This window comes from Parasphingorhabdus pacifica, from assembly GCF_054779195.1.
Window position 1 is genome coordinate 1 of the sequence record NZ_BAAGYS010000015.1, and the last position, 18,383, is coordinate 18,383.

General features: G+C 68.2%; 17 protein-coding genes. All 17 read right to left on the reverse strand.

The features are described from left to right. Window positions 1–198, reverse strand: a 198-nt coding sequence (locus tag ACYVAN_RS21935) for a hypothetical protein (protein WP_460962592.1), incomplete at its 3' end; no start/stop codon positions are given. Window positions 199–200: 2 nt separating this feature from the next. Then, window positions 201–1,475, reverse strand: a complete 1,275-nt coding sequence (tyrS, locus tag ACYVAN_RS21940) for a tyrosine--tRNA ligase (protein ID WP_460962594.1) — start codon at window positions 1,473–1,475, stop codon at window positions 201–203. 33 nt (window positions 1,476–1,508) lie between these two features. Further along, a complete protein-coding gene (locus ACYVAN_RS21945; protein WP_460962596.1) occupies window positions 1,509–2,132 on the reverse strand; it encodes a DNA-3-methyladenine glycosylase in 624 nt (207 codons plus the stop codon). A gap of 100 nt (window positions 2,133–2,232) precedes the next feature. Next, window positions 2,233–3,666, reverse strand: coding sequence for an argininosuccinate lyase (argH, locus tag ACYVAN_RS21950; RefSeq protein WP_460962598.1), 1,434 nt, complete (start codon window positions 3,664–3,666; stop codon window positions 2,233–2,235). 264 nt (window positions 3,667–3,930) lie between these two features. Next, window positions 3,931–5,124, reverse strand: a complete 1,194-nt coding sequence (locus ACYVAN_RS21955; protein ID WP_460962600.1) for an argininosuccinate synthase — start codon at window positions 5,122–5,124, stop codon at window positions 3,931–3,933. Further along, window positions 5,117–5,710, reverse strand: a complete 594-nt coding sequence (locus ACYVAN_RS21960; RefSeq protein ID WP_460962602.1) for an arginine repressor — start codon at window positions 5,708–5,710, stop codon at window positions 5,117–5,119. Before ACYVAN_RS21960 ends, ACYVAN_RS21955 begins: the two co-directional genes overlap by 8 nt. After that, window positions 5,707–6,630, reverse strand: coding sequence for an ornithine carbamoyltransferase (gene argF / locus ACYVAN_RS21965; RefSeq protein ID WP_460962604.1), 924 nt, complete (start codon window positions 6,628–6,630; stop codon window positions 5,707–5,709). Before argF ends, ACYVAN_RS21960 begins: the two co-directional genes overlap by 4 nt. Further along, entirely contained in the window at window positions 6,630–7,829 is a 1,200-nt protein-coding gene (locus tag ACYVAN_RS21970; protein ID WP_460962606.1) for an acetylornithine transaminase, read from the reverse strand. The genes argF and ACYVAN_RS21970 overlap by 1 nt, the downstream gene beginning before the upstream one ends. Beyond that, entirely contained in the window at window positions 7,829–8,758 is a 930-nt protein-coding gene (argB, locus tag ACYVAN_RS21975; protein WP_460962608.1) for an acetylglutamate kinase, read from the reverse strand. Before argB ends, ACYVAN_RS21970 begins: the two co-directional genes overlap by 1 nt. After that, on the reverse strand, window positions 8,755–9,912 hold the full coding sequence (gene argJ, locus ACYVAN_RS21980; protein WP_460962610.1) for a bifunctional glutamate N-acetyltransferase/amino-acid acetyltransferase ArgJ: 1,158 nt from the start codon (window positions 9,910–9,912) through the stop codon (window positions 8,755–8,757). Before argJ ends, argB begins: the two co-directional genes overlap by 4 nt. After that, a complete protein-coding gene (locus ACYVAN_RS21985) occupies window positions 9,909–10,310 on the reverse strand; it encodes an ACT domain-containing protein (protein ID WP_460962611.1) in 402 nt (133 codons plus the stop codon). Before ACYVAN_RS21985 ends, argJ begins: the two co-directional genes overlap by 4 nt. Then, the gene (gene argC, locus ACYVAN_RS21990) at window positions 10,307–11,335 is read right to left on the reverse strand and encodes an N-acetyl-gamma-glutamyl-phosphate reductase (protein ID WP_460962613.1); all 1,029 of its coding nucleotides are present in this window, start codon (window positions 11,333–11,335) and stop codon (window positions 10,307–10,309) included. The genes ACYVAN_RS21985 and argC overlap by 4 nt, the downstream gene beginning before the upstream one ends. A 129-nt stretch (window positions 11,336–11,464) precedes the next feature. Continuing rightward, window positions 11,465–11,614, reverse strand: a complete 150-nt coding sequence (locus ACYVAN_RS21995; RefSeq protein ID WP_460962615.1) for a hypothetical protein — start codon at window positions 11,612–11,614, stop codon at window positions 11,465–11,467. Beyond that, window positions 11,611–12,864: an NAD(P)/FAD-dependent oxidoreductase gene (locus tag ACYVAN_RS22000; RefSeq protein ID WP_460962616.1), complete on the reverse strand. Its 1,254-nt coding sequence runs from the start codon at window positions 12,862–12,864 to the stop codon at window positions 11,611–11,613. Before ACYVAN_RS22000 ends, ACYVAN_RS21995 begins: the two co-directional genes overlap by 4 nt. 151 nt (window positions 12,865–13,015) lie before the next feature. Next, on the reverse strand, window positions 13,016–14,530 hold the full coding sequence (locus ACYVAN_RS22005; RefSeq protein WP_460962912.1) for a PucR family transcriptional regulator: 1,515 nt from the start codon (window positions 14,528–14,530) through the stop codon (window positions 13,016–13,018). A 212-nt stretch (window positions 14,531–14,742) separates the two neighbouring features. Continuing rightward, entirely contained in the window at window positions 14,743–17,235 is a 2,493-nt protein-coding gene (gene pheT, locus ACYVAN_RS22010) for a phenylalanine--tRNA ligase subunit beta (RefSeq protein ID WP_460962618.1), read from the reverse strand. Between the two features lie 47 nt (window positions 17,236–17,282). Then, the gene (gene pheS / locus ACYVAN_RS22015) at window positions 17,283–18,350 is read right to left on the reverse strand and encodes a phenylalanine--tRNA ligase subunit alpha (protein ID WP_460962619.1); all 1,068 of its coding nucleotides are present in this window, start codon (window positions 18,348–18,350) and stop codon (window positions 17,283–17,285) included. Window positions 18,351–18,383 lie beyond the last annotated feature (33 nt).

The following is an 18,383-nucleotide window of genomic DNA, read 5'->3' on the forward strand; positions in this document are numbered from 1 at the left end:
CATCAACACCCAGTCCGAAAACCCGAACCCGAAGTCCGAAGCAATCCGCCCTGTTCCGTGCTGACCTGAACCAAGGTACGTGCCGATGCGCTCCGAGTCAAATCGGCTCGCATAGACACCGAAACCTTTCGACTTCCCCATCACGCGCAGGTCAGCGACACGACTCAGGTCATCGACCGTTTCCGGCTCTGCGAGCAACTCTAGTACAGCACCGCAACCCCTGCAGTGTTGCGCTTGCCACGGCGGACGATGAGCCATCGTCCGTGCAACAGGTCCGCCTTCGAGGGAGACCACGTGTCATCAGCGATTTTGCTGTTGTTGACGTACGCACCACCCTCGTTGATCGTGCGCCGCGCGGCACCCTTCCCCCCTACGAGGCCGGTTTCGACCAGGAGATCCACGATGGTCGGCTCGTCCGACAACCGCACTTCGCCGGTCGGAACCTCCGCCATCGCAGCGTCCAAGGTGCTTTCGGTCAATTCGCCGAGTTCTCCTCGGCCGAACAGCGCCTGGCTGGCCGCGACGACCTGTTCGGTCTGCTGCTGACCATGCACCAGCGTCGTCAGCTCCGCGGCGAGCCGACGCTGTCCGGCGCGCAACTGCGGACGCTCGGCGGTCTCGCGTTCGAGTTCCTCGATCTCCTCGCGGCCGAGGAAGGTGAACAACCGCAGGTACTTGCCGACATCCGCGTCGTTGCTGTTCACGAAGTACTGGTACCACGCGTACGGCGAGGTCATGCTCGGGTCGAGCCACACGTTGCCGCCACCGGTGGACTTGCCGAACTTGCGTCCCTCCGAGTCGGTCACCAGCGGCAAGGTCAGCGCATGCGTTGTCGCGGATTCCTGCTTTCGCACCAGGTCGACTCCGGCGACGATGTTGCCCCACTGGTCGGAACCACCGAGCTGCAACCGCGTTCCGTACTTGCGGTGCAGGTGCACGTAGTCGTTGGCTTGCAGCAGCATGTAGCTGAACTCGGTGTAGGACATGCCGTCGGTTTCCAGACGGCGTTTGACCGTGTCGCGGGCGAGCATGGTGTTCACCGAGAAGTGCTTGCCGATGTCGCGCAGAAACTCCGTGACCGACAGATCGGCCGTCCAGTCCGCGTTGTTCTCCATCACCGCCCCGGTCGACGACTCGTCGAAGTCCAGGAAGGTCTGCAGCTGACGGTGGATGCGCTCGGTCCAGTCCCGAATCGTGTCGAGGTCGTGGAGGTTTCGCTCACCGACGTCCCGAGGGTCCCCGATCATGCCGGTGGCCCCGCCCGAGAGCGCGACCGGCCGGTGTCCGGCCAACTGGAACCGCCGCAGCGTCAGGATCGGCACGAGGTGCCCGGCATGCATGCTCGGCGCGGTCGGGTCGAAGCCGGCATAGAGAGTGAGCGGCCCGTCGTCCAGTTCGCGACGCAGTGCGTCGAGGTCGGTGGACTGCGCGATCAGACCGCGCCAGGACAGCTCGTCAAGGATGTGCTCACTCACGTCGGTCAGTTTCGCGCATGGCCGCGAACGGGATTACGCCCGGTCCCGGATCCGGCGACGTCCGCCACGCCGGAAGCTGCTCACCGAGGGCGAGCCGTCCACCCAAGAACGCCAGGGAAGATCCATCGCCGCGGCCACACCGACCCGCGGGCCGGTGCGCACGTCGTCCTCGTCCACGTCCGAGCCGTTGTAGAGCCGTACCGGCGAGGCGGGATCGGTGAGGTCGAGGCCGTTGTGCTCACGCGTGATCCCCAGAGACCCCGCGAGCCGGGCCGGTCCACTCGCCAGCTGCACGTCCTTCCGGACCGACGGACGGCGCTGCTTGGCGAGTTCGTGGCCGACCTCGATCTCCCCCGCTCGCAGCAGCACCGCTCCGGGAACGCCGTCGGTCAGGCACACGACGTTGATGCAGAAGTGCATCCCGTAGACGAAATAGACGTACAGATGTCCGGCAGGACCGAACATGACCGCATTGCGGTCGGTACGCCCCCGATAGCAGTGCGAGGCGGGGTCGTCGTGACCGCGGTACGCCTCCACCTCGACGAGCCGGACGCGCACCTCGCCCTGCGGACTGTCGGAGCGCAGTTCGCACCCGAGTAGCCACCTGGCCACCCACAGCGGGTCCTGGCCCAGTTCATCGCGCGTCACTTGGCTCACGACCCGCACAGTACCTGTCGATTCGCGGTGATCAGCGCGCCCACGGCCGGATCACCGTATCGGTGAAACACGGGAACCACCCGTGAGCGGTCGCCCCGGCTCAGTCGGCCAGCCACTCCCGATGAGTCGCCACCGCTTGCTCGACGCGCTGCCGCTGTTCGGCCACCCGGTCGGGAGCGGTTCCGCCGTGCGAGTCGCGGGACGCGATCGAACCGGCGACGGTGAGCACCTCACGCACCGCTGGAGTCAGCGCCGGGTTGGCGGCGGCCAGTTCCTCGTCGGTGAGCTCGTCGAGCCCGACGCCGCGAGCTTCGGCCGCCCGCACGCACTCCCCGGACGCCTCGTGCGCGACCCGGAACGGCACGCCCTGCCGCACCAGCCATTCGGCGATGTCCGTGGCGAGGGTGAAGCCCGCCGGGGCCAATTCGGCGAGCCGATCGGTGTGGAAGGTCAGGGTTCCGAGCATGCCCGCCATCGCGGGCAGCAACAGGTCCAACTGCTCGACCGAGTCGATGACCGGTTCCTTGTCCTCCTGCAGGTCGCGGTTGTACGCGAGCGGCTGGGCTTTGAGCGTGCTCAGCAGACCCGTGAGGTTGCCGATCAGTCGTCCCGACTTTCCGCGCGCGAGTTCGGCGACGTCCGGGTTCTTCTTCTGCGGCATGATCGAGCTACCGGTGGCCCACGCGTCGTCGAGCGTGATGTAGCGGAATTCCGCGGTGTTCCAGATGATCACTTCTTCGGCGACTCGGGAGAGGTTCACCGCCAGCATCGACATGCAGAATGCCGACTCCGCCGCGAAATCACGGGCCGAGGTCCCGTCGATCGAGTTGTCGACGGCGCCGTCGAAACCCAGTTCGGCGGCGACCGTCTGCGGGTCCAGTCCGAGTGAAGCCCCGGCGAGCGCACCGGAACCGTAAGGCGAGAAGGCGGTGCGGGCATCCCAGTCGCGGAACCGTTGCACGTCCCGCAGGAGCGCCTGGCAATGGGCGAGGAGGTGGTGGCCCAACAACACCGGTTGTGCGTGTTGCAGGTGGGTGCGTCCGGGCAGCACCGCTTCCGGATGCGCCGCGGCCTGGCGGGTCAGCGCGTCCACCACGTCGAGCACGCCCGTGGCGACGCGGCGGGTGGCGTCCCGCAGCCACATCCGGAACAGGGTGGCCACCTGGTCGTTGCGGGAACGCCCCGCGCGCAGTTTGCCGCCGAGCTCGGGACCCACTCGTTCGAGCAGGCCGCGTTCCAGCGCGGTGTGCACGTCCTCGTCATCGATGACCGGTTGGAACTCGCCCGATTCGACGTCGGCGGCGAGCACGTCCAATCCCGCGAGCATGCGTTCGAGTTCTTCCGCCGTCAGCAGATCCGCGTGGTGCAGCACGCGGGCGTGCGCGCGCGAACCGGCGATGTCGTAGGGCGCGAGTCGCCAGTCGAAGTGGGTCGACAGGCTCAGTGCGGCCATCGCCTCGGCCGGGCCGGAGGCGAACCGGCCACCCCAGAGTTTGGTGGGCGCACCCGGCTGAGTCTGTTCTTGCTGCGTCACGATGCTTTCCTCGGCTAATCAGGTCGGACTGGATTGTCGGGTGCTCGATTCCAGAAGATGGATGGACCACCGTCGGGCAAGCTGCGAAGCCGCTTCAGGCCACTCCCGCGGGCGCCATCGCCGCGGGTTCTCGGGCGTCGCCTCGCGAGGACAGCCCCGACGCCGCGTACAGGTGGTACGTGATGTCGGGGATCCCGCAGCGAGGCGGCGCCCGAGGTTCCGCTCAATGACCCGCCGAGCACAGCGAGCCACGAGCAGAGAGGATCAACCCTGGTCGCGCTTCGCGGCGATCTTGCTGGGCAGGCCCCACAACTGCACGAATCCCTTGGCCAGCTCCTGGTCGAAGGTGTCGCCCTCGTCGTAAGTGGCGAGGTTGAAGTCGTAGAGGGACTGCTCGCTCCGCCGGCCGTTGACCACGGCCCGTCCGCCGTGCAGCGACATCCGGATGTCGCCGCTGACGTGCTGCTGGGTCTCGGTGATGAACGCGTCCAGGGACTTCTTCAGCGGCGAGAACCACAAGCCGTCGTAGACCAGCTCGCCCCAACGCTGTTCGGCGGTGCGCTTGAACCGGGCGAGGTCGCGCTCCAGCGTCACGGTCTCCAGTTCCTGGTGCGCGGTGATCAGTGCCAGCGCGCCAGGGGCCTCGTAGATCTCGCGGCTCTTGATGCCCACCAGCCGGTCCTCGACCATGTCCAACCGCCCGTAGCCCTGGGCACCGGCCCGACGGTTGAGCTGTTCGATGGCCTGCAACACGGTCACCGTCTCGCCGTCGATGGCGACCGGAACACCCTTGTCGAAGCTGATGATCAGCTCGTCGGGGTCGCGCGGCACGCTCGGGTCCGCGGTGTAGGAGTAGACGTCCTCGACCGGGGCGTTCCAGATGTCCTCCAGGAACCCGGTCTCTACGGCGCGGCCCCACACGTTCTGGTCGATCGAGTACGGCGACTTCTTGTTGACGTCGATCGGCAGATCGCGGTCCTCGGCCCAGGCGATGGCCTTCTCCCGGGTCCAGGCGAAGTCACGGACCGGGGCCATGACCTTCAGGTCCGGGGCCAACGCACCGATGCCGACCTCGAAGCGGACCTGGTCGTTGCCCTTGCCGGTGCACCCGTGCGAGACGGTGGTCGCGCCGTGGGCCTTGGCCGCGTCGGTGAGGTGCTTGACGATCAGCGGCCGGGAGATCGCCGAGACCAGCGGGTACCTGTCCATGTAGAGCGCGTTGGACTGCAACGCGGGCAGGCAGTACTGGTCGGCGTACTCGTCGCGGGCGTCGGCCACGACGGCCTCTACCGCCCCGCATTCCAGCGCTCGCTCGCGGACGGCTTCGAGGTCCTCGCCGCCCTGACCGACGTCGACCGCCACGGCGACGACCTCGGCTCCGGTTTCCTCGGCGATCCACCCGATGGCCACGGAGGTGTCCAGGCCACCGGAGTAGGCCAGCACTACCCGCTCAGTCATTTTCGTTGCTCCTTCGTGATGGGGATGTCCGCGTGTCATCGCTGACACCGCTGTCTTGTTGTGGCCGGCCGGGGTCCTCGTCGTCCGGCCCGCTTTCGGGGTCCTGCTGCTCGCCTGCCGCCATGGTGCTGAACCGCTCGGCCAGGTCCAGGCCGGTGAGCGGTTCGCGAGCGATGACCATGAGGGTGTCGTCGCCCGCGATCGTTCCGACGACTTCCAGCAACGCGGCCCGGTCGATGGCACTGGCCAGAAACTGGGCGGCTCCAGGCGGGGTGCGCAGCACGGTCAGGTTTCCGGATCCGTCCGCGCTGACGAGCAGTTCGCCGAGCAGTCTGGACAACCTGGACGTCCCACCCTGGACTCCGCGCACCGGACTACCGTCCTCGGGGACCACGTAGACCGCTGCGCCGCCGTCGGGGCCGCGCAGCTTGACCGCACCCAGCTCATCGAGGTCGCGGGACAACGTCGCCTGGGTGACTTCGATGCCGTCTCCCGCGAGCAGCCTCGCCAGCTCGGTCTGGCTCCGGACCGCCATCGAGGCCACGAGCTCGATGATGCGTGCCTGCCGTGCAACCCTGGTCGTCATCGTCGCTGCACCAACCACGCGAGCAGGGCTTTCTGCGCGTGCAGGCGATTCTCCGCCTCGTCGAACACCGCGCTGGCCGACCCGTCGAGCACCTCGTCGGTGATCTCCCAGCCGCGATGTGCCGGCAGGCAGTGCAGGACGCTGACGTCGGTCTTGCCGGTGGCGGCGAGCAGTTCTGCGTTGACCTGGAACGGCCGGAACGGGCTGACCCGGTCCTTCCCGTCGTTCTCCTGGCCCATCGAGGTCCAGGAGTCGGTGACCAGCACGTCCGCGCCCGCCACCGAGGGGGTGGGTTCGTGGAACGTCTCGACGGATCCCCCGGTTTCGGCGGCGCGTTCCTTCGCGGCGGCCAAGGCCCAGCCGGAGGGACCGAACCCGGTGGGGGCTCCGACTCGCACGTGCATCCCCGCGTTGGCGCCACCGACCAGCAGCGAGTGCGCCATGTTGTTGGCGCCGTCACCGAGGTAGGTCAGCGTCAGCCCCGCGAGGCTTCCGTGCCGTTCGCGGATGGTCTGCAGGTCCGCCAGCACCTGGCAGGGGTGGAATTCGTCGGTGAGGGCGTTGACGACCGGGACGGCCGACCCCTCGGCCATCGCGTCGATGCGGGCTTGGGCGAAGGTGCGCCACACCACGACGTCGACATAACGGGAGAGCACCCGCGAGGTGTCTTCTATGGTCTCCTCGCGGCCGAGCTGCATCATGCGCCCGTCGACGACGATCGGCTGTCCGCCGAGCTGGTGGATGCCGACTTCGAAGGACATCCGCGTGCGGGTGGAGTTCTTCTCGAAGATCACCGCGATGGATTTGTCGGCGAGCGGGCGCGAACCGTGCGGATCGGCTTTGAACCGGGCTGCGAGGTCGAGCACCTCGGCCTGCTCTTGCGGAGTCAGGTCGTCGTCGCGCAGGAAGTGCCGGGGCATCACGCATTCACCTCGTGGGAGAGCAGTTCGGGAAGGTCGGCGAGCAGTCGCTGCGCCTGCGCGGTCTCGAGCACCAGTGGTGGGCACAGGCGCAGGACGTCCGGCTGCACGGGGTTGATCAGGTAACCGGCGTCCTGCGCGGCCGTGGCGATATTCGCCGCCGCGGGTTTCGCCAGCTGGATGGCGATCAGCAGACCCGCACCGCGCACTCCGGTGATCATCGGGTGGTGCAACTGCTGGATCCCCGTGACGAGGTCTTTTCCGGTACGTTCGACGTGCTCCAGCAATCCCTCCGCGGTGATGGTCCGGAGTACGGCGAGGGCTGCCGCGCAGGCCACCGGGTTCCCGCCGAACGTCGTGCCGTGCTGGCCGGCGGCGAGCAGCGTTCCCGCCGCGCCGATGCCGATGCACGCTCCGAGGGGGAGCCCGCCGCCCAGTCCCTTGGCCAGCGTAATGACGTCCGGCACGATCCCGGCGCGTTGGAAGGCGAACCAGGAGCCGGTGCGCCCGACCCCGGTTTGCACTTCGTCGAGGACGAGCAGCGCGCCGTTGCGCGTGGCGATTTCACGGGCCTGCTGAAGGTATCCGTCCGGGGGCAGGATCACGCCGTTCTCGCCCTGGATCGGTTCGAGCACGATCGCGGCCGTGGTCTCGTCCACCTCGGCTTCCAGCTCCGCCGGGTCGCCGTAGGTCACGTGCACGACGCCGGGCGGCATCGGAGCGAACGGCTCCTGCTTGCCGGGCTGGCCGGTCAGGGCCAGTGCGCCCATCGTGCGGCCGTGGAAACCACCGGTGGTCGCGACGATCTTCGTGCGGCCGGTCCGCCTGGCGATCTTGAAAGCGGCTTCGTTGGCTTCGCCGCCGGAGTTGCAGAACAGGACCTTCCCCTGGTCGCCTGCTCCCGTCAGGGCCAGGAGTTCTTCGGCCAGTCGGAGCCCGGGGTCGTGCGCGTACAGGTTGGACACGTGGGCGAGCCGGGAGACCTGCTCGGTCACCGCGTCGACCACGGCCGGGTGGGCGTGGCCGAGCGCGTTGACCGCGATTCCCCCGACCAGGTCGAGGTAGGTACGTCCGTCCGCGTCGGTGACCTCGCAACCCGAACCGCTGAGTAAGGTCAGCTTGGGAGTTCCGTAGTTGTCCATCATGGACCTCTGCCAGCGCTGCGTGCCGGCTGCGTTGCCACTGTCCTGAGATGTCATCAGCCGTTCTCCTCTTCTGCCGGCAGCACCATCGTGCCCACGCCCGCGCTGGTGAACACTTCGAGAAGCACCGAGTGCTCGAGCCGCCCGTCGATCACGTGAGCACGGGGCACTCCACCTCGGACCGCTCGCAAGCACGCTTCCATCTTCGGCACCATGCCGGAGGACAGTCCCGGAAGCAGTGCCTCCAGCTCGTCGGCATCGAGTCTCGACACCAGCGAGGACTGGTCGGGCCAGTCGGTGTACAGCCCTTCGACGTCGGTGAGGACGACGAGCTTCTCCGCTTCCAACGCGACCGCGAGCGCGCCTGCCGCCGTGTCCGCGTTGACGTTGTGCACCACCCCGTCGGCGTCGGGGGCCACGGTGGAGACCACGGGGATCCGGCCTGCGCGGATCACGTCGAGCACCGCATCCGGGTTCACCGAGACCACGTCACCGACGAGCCCGACATCGACCGCTTCGCCATCGACGAAGGCGCTGCGGCGCGCCGCGGTGAACAACCGGGCGTCTTCACCGGACATCCCGACCGCGTGGGGACCGTGCTGGTTGATCAGGCCGACGAGCTCTCGTCCGACCTGACCGACCAGGACCATGCGGACCACGTCCATCGTCTCGGACGTGGTCACGCGCAGGCCACCGCGGAACTCGCCCTCCATGCCGAGGCGGTCGAGCATGGAGGTGATCTGCGGGCCGCCGCCGTGAACGACGACGGGGTTCAGTCCGGCCAGTCGCAGGAACACCATGTCCTGCGCGAACGCGTGCTTCAGATCGTCGTCGATCATGGCGTTGCCGCCGAACTTGATGACGACGGTCGCGCCGCTGAAGCGGCCGAGCCAGGGAAGCGCCTCGATGAGGACGCTGGCCTTCTCCGCCGCGCTTGCCAGGCGGTCGGGCATCTGCTCTTCGGCGGGTTTCTGGGTTCCGGTCATGACGAGTACGCGCTGTTCTCTTCGACGTAGCCGTGGGAAAGGTCGGTGGTGAGGATGGTCGCCGCGTGCTCTCCGAGCTTCAGGTCGACGACGATTTCGATGTCGCGGCCCGAGAGATCCGCCTCGCTGCGGTCCTTGGCCTGGGTTCCGCCCGAGAACAGGGTCACACCGTTGGCGGCGATCTCCACCTTGTCCATCTCGATGCCGACCCCGGCACGGCCCGTGGCCATCGCGATCCGCCCCCAGTTGGGGTCGGATCCGAAGAGGGCGGTCTTGACCAGGTTGTCCTCGGCGATGACTCGTCCGATCCGGACCGCGTCGTCCTCGGTTCGCGCGCCGCGCACCGTGATGTCGATGGCCTTGGTCGCCCCCTCGGCGTCGGCCTGCAACTGCCGGACGAGGTCGGCGCCCGCGGTGGTGAGCAGCTCGGTGAACTCGGTCGGCGTCGGTTCCACACCGGAGGCTCCGGACGCGAGCAGCAGCACTGTGTCGTTGGTGGAGGTGCCGCCGTCGACGTCGAGCCGGTCGAAGGTCACGCGGGTCGCGGCGCGCAAGGCTCCTTCGAGATTGCCCGGGCTGATCACCGCGTCGGTGGTCAGCACGCTGAGCATGGTCGCGAGGTTGGGTGCGAGCATCCCGGCGCCCTTGACGAACCCGCCGATCGACCAGCCCTCGCCGTGCGCGCTCGTCTGTTTCGGCTTGCTGTCGGTGGTCAGGACCGCGGTCGCCGCATCGGTGGCCGCCTGGTCGCCATCATCCAGCGACTCGGCCGCACAGTCCACACCGGACAGTACGGCGTCCATGGGGAGTAGTTCGCCGATCAGACCTGTCGAGCACACCGCGACCTCGATCGCCCCGGTCCCCAGCACCTCCGCGACCTTCTCCGCTGTCGCGTGGGTGTCCTGGAAGCCCTTCGGCCCGGTGCAGGCGTTGGCGCCGCCGGAGTTGAGCACCACAGCTCTCAGCTCGCGTTCCTCCAACACCTGCTGGGACCACAGCACCGGAGCGGCTTTGACCTCGTTGGTCGTGAAGACTCCGGCCGCTGTGTGGTGGGGTCCGTCGTTGACGACCAGGGCCAGGTCCCGACCACCGCTGGATTTGATGCCCGCGGCGACGCCTGCCGCCCGGAAACCGGCGGGTCCGGTCACGCTCATTGCTGCTCCTCGGTGATCACGGTGTGCCCGGCTGCGTTCAGCGCTCGCGTCGCGGCGCCGGTGTCTCCAGCGGGAACGAGAATCCAGTCGGTATCGAAAGTGGAGAGGGTGAAAATGCTGATCTCGGCTTCGGCCAACGGACCGAGTAGAGCGGTGAGCACACCGGTCAGCGAGAATTCCAAGGGGCCGACCACTTCCAGGGCGCGGAACGGGCCTTCCACCCGGGCTTCCGGCACGAGGTCGCCGGCGTTCCGGTGCGGGAATACGACCGTTCGACCCGCCGCCGTGACGAGCTCGCCCCGAATCGGAGAGTCCGGAGAGACCTGGACTTCCGCTCCGGCCGGGAGCAGCCCGACGGCCAGCGTTTCGGTATGCCAACGGCAGGTGAGAACCTTCACGGCGCGACCCCCGCGAGCGGCAGTCCAGTGGTTTCCGGCAGACCGAGCGCGAGGTTCATGCACTGGACCGCGCCGCCCGCCGTGCCCTTGGTGAGGTTGTCCTCCGCGCCGACCACGACGAGCCGCTGCGCGTCGGTGTCGATGGTGGTCTGGATGTGGACGGTGTTGGCACCGAGCGTGGACGCGGTCTGCGGCCAGGCCCCCTCGGGCAGCACGTGCACGAAGGGCTCGTCGCCGTAGGCGTCGAGGTAGATCTTGCGCGCGGCGGCCACGTCGAGGTCACCCCGCAGCGGCGCACTGCAGGTGGCGAGGATGCCCCTCGACATCGGAGCCAGCACCGGCGTGAAGGAGACCTTGACCTGTTCGCCCGCGGCTGTGCTGAGGTTCTGGATGAGCTCGGGCGTGTGCCGGTGGGCGCCACCGACGCCGTATACGCTGGCCGAGCCCATGACCTCGGCGGAGAGCAGGTGCGGTTTGAGCGCACGGCCCGCACCGGAGGTCCCGGTCACCGCGACCACGACCGCTTCGGGCTCCACCAGGCCGGCCGCCAGAGCGGGCACGAGCGCGAGGGAGGAAACGGTCGGGAAGCAACCGGGTACCGCGATGCGGTTCGCATCGCGCAACCCTTCCCGGCCACCCGGCAGTTCCGGGATCCCGTAGGGCCAGGTTCCGGGGTGCTCGCCGCCGTACCAGCGCTGCCAGTCGGCGGGGTCGTTGAGCCGGTGGTCGGCACCGCAGTCGATGACGGTCACGTCGTCGCCGATCGCGGCGGCGATCTCGCCGGAGTGACCGTGCGGCAGGGCGAGGAAGACGACGTCGTGTCCGGACAGTTCCTCGACGGATGTCTCGGTCAGCACGCGGTCGGCCAGCGGGAGCAGATTGGGCTGGTGTTGCCCCAGCACGCTGCCTGCGTTACCGCCCGCGGTCAGGGTTCCGATCTCGACTTCTGGATGTGCCAGGAGCAGACGGAGGAGTTCGCCGCCCGCGTAGCCACTGGCACCCGCTACTGCCACCCGTACAGTCATGCGGATAATTATGCACCCTGATGCAACATCAATCAAACGGGGTGCGTTTCGCGGCGGTGACCACGCAGAACGGCGGCGCGGAGCTGCTCCACCCCCAGAGCGACCGGTCATCTCCCGGTGGCGTTCAGGTCATGCCGACCCCGGCGAGATCAGTCCGTCCCGGCGCTCCAGCGCGTACTCGGTGGCGATACGCCGCAGCATCTCGTTCTCCACCCGGAGCAGGCGGTTCTCCCTCCGGAGACGTTCGACTTCCCGTTCCGGAGGTTCGTGGGCGGTCAACGTAGCGGGTCGAACGGGCGCAGTTCGGCCGGTTGCTTTCCGGAGACGATCTGCTCGGCCAACCGTTGACCGGTCAGCGGCCCCAAGGTGAGTCCCCACATCCCGTGCCCACCCGCGACGAACACTCCCGGCATGTCCGAGGCTCCGATCAGCGGCAGACTGTCCGACGAGACCGGGCGCGGCCCGACCCAGTCATCACGGCGATCCTCCCAGGACACACCTTCGAGTAGCGGTTGCGCCGAGCGCACGATCGCCTCGATGCGTTCCGGGTACACCCCCGCATCGGGCGAACGGAACTCCATCGTGCCCGCCACCCGCAGACCACCCTGGTACGGCGTGCAGGCAACTCGTGCCGCCGGCAGGTAGATCGGCCCCGGGACGGGCTGTTCCGTGGGCACGGTGAAGGAGTATCCGCGCCCAGCCTGCACCCGCTTCCGAACCCCGAGCGGCTTGGCGAGCTCGGTCAACCACGCGCCGGTGGCCAGCACCACCGCCTCCGCCGACACGTGATCACCGCGGGTGGAAGTGAGCACGACCTGACCGCTGCCCCGCAAGACCCGGTCGACTTCGAAGCCGGTGCGGATGGAACCACCCCGGTTCTGCACGGAACACGCCAATGCGCGCACGTACTCGCCGGGATCGACGTAGCGCTGACCATCCACTCGCAGCACGGACGTGATCCGCGAGGACAACTGTGGGACACCGGCCTCCGATGGAGACAGCTCGGTGATCTCGACGTCCTGCCCGGCCTTCCGCACCTGTTCGAACTCGTGGCGCAAGTCCTCGACCTGATCCGAGTTCTCGAACGCCGCCGTGATCGGAGCCGGCACGGTCGGCGCCCGCACTCCCCCCGCCTCCAACACGTCGAACGCGTCCAACGCTTCGAAGTTGACCGGCACGAAAGCCCGCATCGACCGGTTCCACGCCCCGCTCGTGCAGCGGCGGGCGAACGAGAGCAGGAACGACCACAAGGAGGGGTCGACCGTGGCCGGCACGTACAGCGGGGCGTCCCGATCGAGCAGCGAACGCGTCCCGTAGCGCAGCACGCTCGGTTCGGCCAACGGAATGGAGAACGTGGGTGACAAGTAGCCCGCATTACCCCACGACGACCCCGCGGCCACGCCTTCGCGGTCGAGCACGGTCACCTCGACCCCGTGCTCCTGCAGGAACCACGCGGTCGACAGCCCGACCACACCGGCACCGACCACCACGGCCCGGCGCGGAACTCCGTCAATACCGTCCGCACGCATGCTCGCCTCCACCATCTCGGATCACGGATCGAGCATGACCGCTCACCGGCCCGAGACGCTTGCCCGTCTCGCACAATTCACGAGTCCGCGATTGGCGATTCCGAACAAACGACCAGGCGGGTTCACCCTGGCATCGAGCACCGGAATTCCCTCAGGTCGCCGCCAGAGCGATGATCATGGCGAGTCTGGATTCCGGGTCGTCCAGCCGTAGCGAGGTCACCCCGGCCATACCCCGCATCCGGTATCGCACCGTATTGGGGTGCACGGACAACCTCGATGCGGCCGCACCCACATCGCCCTGGCATTCCAGCCACGCGCGCAACGTCGCCACGTAATGCGTGCCGTTCGCACGGTCGAACCCGCGCAGTTCCGCGATCGGCCCGCGCGAAGGCGTACGGCCAGTTGATGCCGCGGCCCGCAACCGCCACAGCAGTATCTCGTGCCACGCCTCGTCATACACCACGGCGGCCCGTTCCGGATCCGCCGCGTGCACCGCCAAGGCCTCGTCCGCCTCCTGACGACTCGCCTGCAATCGCAGCGCATCCGCGGTTCCCCCGATACCGGCGGACAGCGCCACCTCCGCGGGCAGCTCCCGCACCAACTCGCGAACCCACTCCAGCGCGCGTTCCGGATCGTCGTCGCCGTTCATGATCGTGTACACCGTGTTGGCGAACAGCGCACTGCGGGTGCTGCGGGCCCAACCGAACCCCACCGTGGCAGCCTCGAACGCGAGCAACGTTGCGCTCTGGTCACCACGCGCGCGCACCTGCAACGCCACTACCCGGAATCGCTCACCCGCCAACCCGAGACGACTCACGATCGCCTGCGCATCCGCGCTCCCCTCCAGCACGCGCAGTACGAGGTCGGATTCAACCTGCCGTTCGAGGTCCGCGCTCGCTCGGGCGCGGAGCATGTGCAGCGCTGCGGTCCGAGCGCCCTCGACGAGCGCGACGCGGTGGCTGTTCTCCAGCGGACGTCGACTCTCCACCCAGATCGAGCCCAGCAGTTCTCGCCCCGCCCGGACCGCTGCCACCACGCGCCCTTGAAAGCCCTCGGCGATCGGTTCCACGAACAGCGGGTCGTCGGAAACCGCGACGTGCGCGAAAACGCCCCGCGCGTCGAGCTCCCGGCGGATGCGTTCCGGAACTCGACGCCCGAGGATCGTCTGCGAGCGCGCACGATCAGCGCTCTCCTGCGACCGGGAGTACGCGAGCACCCCGGAATGGTGATCTTCGATCGTCACCGGACCTCCGACCGACTCCGCCAGCGAATCGGCCAGGGTGAACAGGTCGGTCGGACCGCGCCCCGCCTCCGTCTCGCGGCCCTCGAGGACGAGACCGTAGATCACGCCCGCGACCTGCCCCCAGGACACGGCCGGGTCGACCAGCACCACGGCCACGCCGCGCTCCCGCGCGACCGCCAACGCCGGATCACCGATGTGCTCGCGGCGGAACACGACCACAACAGCTTGCGTCTCGGCCAACAGATCGCTGTCCTGATCGGCATCGATTCCGATGGCCAGTAGGACTTCGTTCGCGCTCGAATCCCCCTCGGCGGGATCGCAGACCGCGACTCCGCGCAGCCAAGCCTGCCGGTCGGGTGGTGCCGTGCACAGCCGTGCCCCGTACCCACCCAGAACGTTGATCAACCGATCCAGTTTGACCATCGACAACCGCCAATCCGATGCCGAAACGCGGCTCCGCAGCCCCAGGAACAGGAGAACACGCCGCGCGGGTGGTGGAGCGTCGTCGCAGCGCGTTTCGAGGGTCGACCGAAGGCGGCGCCGACCGAAGACGGAGTTACGAGCAAGAAATGGGGTTCCGACCGAAAAGCAGGGTGCCTCCGAAGGTGTTCACCCTCGGAGGCACCCTGCTCAGATCATGCTCGCAGTGTGGCGCCGAAGGCCTGCTTCGCGGCGTCGACCGCCGCATCGCGGGCCTCGGTGGCCTCCTCCTGCTTCAAGGTCCGGTCGTGCGCCCGAAAACGCATGGCCAGCGCCAACGACTTCTTGCCCTCGCCGACCTGCTCACCGGAATAGACGTCGAACAGCCGCACGTCCTCCAGCAGCTCACCACCGCTGGAACGGATGACCTCGATCAGTTCGGTGGCAGGCAACTGGGCGTCGACGACCAGCGCCACGTCCATCAGCACCGGCGGGTACGCCGAGAGCTGTGGCGCCGGACGAGGATCGGTCAACGGCAGGGCGTCGAGATCGATCTCCATCGCACAGGTGCGCTTCGGCAACCCCAACGCCTCGACGACCTTCGGGTGCAGCTCACCGGCGTGGCCCACCACGTCGTCGCCCACCTTCAGGCTCGCGCAACGCCCCGGATGCCACGGGGCGTGATCACCCGCGTCGATCGTCAGCTCCACACCCGCCGACGACGCGACCGCCCGAGCGGCTTCCACCGCATCGGCCCAGCTCGACGCGCGTCCCTTGCCCCACCAGCCCGCAGACTCGCGCTGGCCGGCCAGGACCACGGCCGCATGCGCCGGTTGGACAGGCAACGATGCGCGCAGCGCTTCCAGCTCGGACTCGGACGGCTTGGTGGCGACCCCGACCTCCGGAACAGCCGGCTGCTGCTCCGCGGGAAGGACCACCTGCCCGATGTGGAACAGCGCAAGGTCACGTTGACCGCGCGACACGTTGCGCTGCAACGCGTCCAGCAGCCCCGGCAACAACGTGGTCGCCAGCTCCGCCCGGTCGCTCTCCAGCGCGTTCACCAGGGACAGCGTGCGCCTGCGCGGATCTTCCGCCGGCACGTTGAGCTTGTCGAGCGTCTCGCTGCTGGTGAACGGGAACGGCAAGACCTCGACGTAGCCATCGGCCGACAGCGCACGGGAGACCGAGCGGCGCCTCCGTTGTTCGGCGGTCAACCCACGACCGGGGGGCGCGGCGGGTAGCACCGAGGGAATCGTGTGATACCCCTCCATGCGCAGCACTTCTTCCACGAGGTCCGCGGGCTGCGTCAGGTCCGGCCGCCAGCTCGGCGGAGTCGCGGTCACCAACCCGACGCCTTCGTCGGAGGTACTCACCTCGATGCGGCACCCGATCTGCGTGAGCCTGCGCGCGGTCACACCGCGCTCGTAGCCGACTCCGGCGATCCGGTCCGGCAGCGCCAGCGGCATCGTGACCGGTGCCGGCTTGGCCGGTTCACCCACGTCGGTACGCCCCGGCTCGATGGTGCCTTCGCCGTAGCGGACGAGTAGTTGTGCCGCGAGTTCGGTGGCGACCGGGGCGATCGCCGGATCCACCGCCCGTTCGAAGCGCTTGCCCGCTTCGCTCGGCAGCTTGTGACGCCGGATCATCCTGGCGATGCTCTTCGGGTCCCAGTTGGCCGCTTCGAGCAGCACGTCGTGGGTCGACTCGCCGATCTCGGTGCTCGCGCCACCCATGACGCCGGCCAGCGACACCGGGCCGGACTGGTCGCAGATCACGATGTCGTCCGTGTCGAGCTCCCGGTCGAGGCCGTCCAACGTCGTCAGCTTCTCGCCCTCGACGGCGCGCCGGACGACGACATCGCCCTGGAGCTTCGTGCCGTCCCACGCGTGCAACGGCTGCCCCAGTTCGAGCATCACGTAGTTGGTGATGTCCACCGCCAGCGAGATCGACCGGATTCCCGCCAACGCGAGCCGCCTGCGCATCCACCACGGCGTCGGCGCCGTCGGATCGACGCCGGTGACCCTGCGGAACACGAACCGCGAGCAGGCGCTCGGATCCTGCAGGTCGACGGGACGCGACGGGCGCTGGTCCTCCGGAACCGACATCGAAGCCGGGTCGCCGAAGGGCACGTCGAGCGCGTTGGACAGTTCCCGCGCCAGCCCGCGCACCGAGAAGCAGTAACCGCGGTCCGGCGTGATGTCGAGTTCGATCACCGCGTCGTTCAGGCCGACCAGCTCGATCGCGTCGTCACCGGGGTCGGCGACACCGGCGGGCAACACGAGGATGCCGTCCTGGTCCTCACCGATGCCCAGCTCCTTGGCCGAGCAGATCATGCCTTCGCTGGGGCGACCGTAGGTCTTGCGCGAAGTGATCTCGAACCCGCCGGGCAACACCGTTCCGGGGAGCGCGACGGGAACCAGCGCCCCTTCGGAGAAGTTCGTGGCGCCGCAGACGATTCCCTGCAGCTTCTTCTCACCTGAGTCGGCCTCGCCCACTTCCACCCGGCAGAACCGGATCGGCTTCTTGAAGCCGGTGAGTTCTTCGATCTCGACCACGCGGCCGACGACGAGCGGCCCACGGACCGAGGAGAGGTACGTGACCTCCTCGACCTCCAGCCCGATCCGAACGAACGCTTCGGCCAGCGCCTCGGCGGTCGTGTCCTCGGGCAGCTCAAGGTGCTCGGCCAACCAGGAAACCGGGATCCGCACTTGGTCAGGCCCTTCTCTCGTTCAATGGTAGGTACCGGGAGTGAATGTCAGAGACCGCGGCCGAAGGGCTCGGTGAAGCGGACATCACCCTCCACCATGTCCCGCATGTCCGGGATTCCGTTGCGGAACTGCAGGGTGCGCTCCAAGCCCATGCCGAATGCGAAACCCGTGTGCACGTTCGGGTCGAGCCCGCAGGCACGCAGCACGTTCGGGTTGACCATGCCGCAGCCACCCCACTCGACCCAACCTGCGCCGCCCTTCTTCTCCGGGAACCACACGTCCATCTCGGCGGACGGCTCGGTGAACGGGAAGAACGACGGGCGAAGACGGGTTCGGGACTCCGCACCGAACATCGCACGGGCGAACGCGTCGAGGGTGCCCTTCAGGTGCCCCATCGTGAGGCCCTTGTCCACGGCGAGCCCTTCCACTTGATGGAAGACCGGCGTGTGGGTGGAGTCCAATTCGTCGGTCCGGAAGGTCCGGCCCGGGCAGACCACGTACACCGGCAGCTCACGATCCAACAGCGCGCGGATCTGCGACGGGGAGGTGTGGGTGCGCAGCACCAGGCCCGAGTCCTCCGGCCCGACGTAGAAGGTGTCCTGCATGGTGCGGGCCGGGTGGTCCTTGCCGAAGTTCAACGCGTCGAAATTGAACCACTCGGTTTCGAGCTCCGGCCCCTCGGCGACCTCCCAGCCCATCGCCACGAAGGTGTCCTCGACGTGCTCGATGAGCTGTGTCATCGGGTGCCTGGCTCCGGGTGGAGTCCGGTCCCACGGCAGCGTGACGTCGACCGACTCGTCCCGCAGGACGCGTTCGTCACGCTCGGCTTGCAGGTTCGCCCGACGCTCGTCGAAAGCGCTCTGGATCGAGTCGCGGGCCTGGTTCACGCGCTTACCGGCCTCGGAGCGGGCCTTCGGCGGCAAGGCGCCGATCTCGCGTCTAGCCGTCAGCAACGGCGAACGGTCCCCCAGATGAGCGGGCTTCACCGCTGCCAGCTCATCGAGATCGGCCGCAGCCTTGAAGGCCTCCCGCGCGTCGGCCACCGCGCTGTCCAGCGTTTCCGCGGAGAGCGCGGCGACCTCCTTCGGGTCGTACGGGTCGTTGGCTCCAGACATCTTTAAGGCGTAACTCCCGTGATCCGACGGATG

Excerpts from the sequence above, each read along its gene's own strand:
- ACYVAN_RS21955 (WP_460962600.1), bottom strand. The coding sequence starts at position 5,124 with ATGACTGAGCGGGTAGTGCTGGCCTACTCCGGTGGCCTGGACACCTCC.
- ACYVAN_RS21960 (WP_460962602.1), bottom strand. The coding sequence starts at position 5,710 with ATGACGACCAGGGTTGCACGGCAGGCACGCATCATCGAGCTCGTGGCC.
- argF (WP_460962604.1), bottom strand. The coding sequence starts at position 6,630 with ATGCCCCGGCACTTCCTGCGCGACGACGACCTGACTCCGCAAGAGCAG.
- ACYVAN_RS21970 (WP_460962606.1), bottom strand. The coding sequence starts at position 7,829 with ATGACATCTCAGGACAGTGGCAACGCAGCCGGCACGCAGCGCTGGCAG.
- argB (WP_460962608.1), bottom strand. The coding sequence starts at position 8,758 with ATGACCGGAACCCAGAAACCCGCCGAAGAGCAGATGCCCGACCGCCTG.
- argJ (WP_460962610.1), bottom strand. The coding sequence starts at position 9,912 with ATGAGCGTGACCGGACCCGCCGGTTTCCGGGCGGCAGGCGTCGCCGCG.
- argC (WP_460962613.1), bottom strand. The coding sequence starts at position 11,335 with ATGACTGTACGGGTGGCAGTAGCGGGTGCCAGTGGCTACGCGGGCGGC.
- ACYVAN_RS22000 (WP_460962616.1), bottom strand. The coding sequence starts at position 12,864 with ATGCGTGCGGACGGTATTGACGGAGTTCCGCGCCGGGCCGTGGTGGTC.
- ACYVAN_RS22005 (WP_460962912.1), bottom strand. The coding sequence starts at position 14,530 with ATGGTCAAACTGGATCGGTTGATCAACGTTCTGGGTGGGTACGGGGCA.
- pheS (WP_460962619.1), bottom strand. The coding sequence starts at position 18,350 with ATGTCTGGAGCCAACGACCCGTACGACCCGAAGGAGGTCGCCGCGCTC.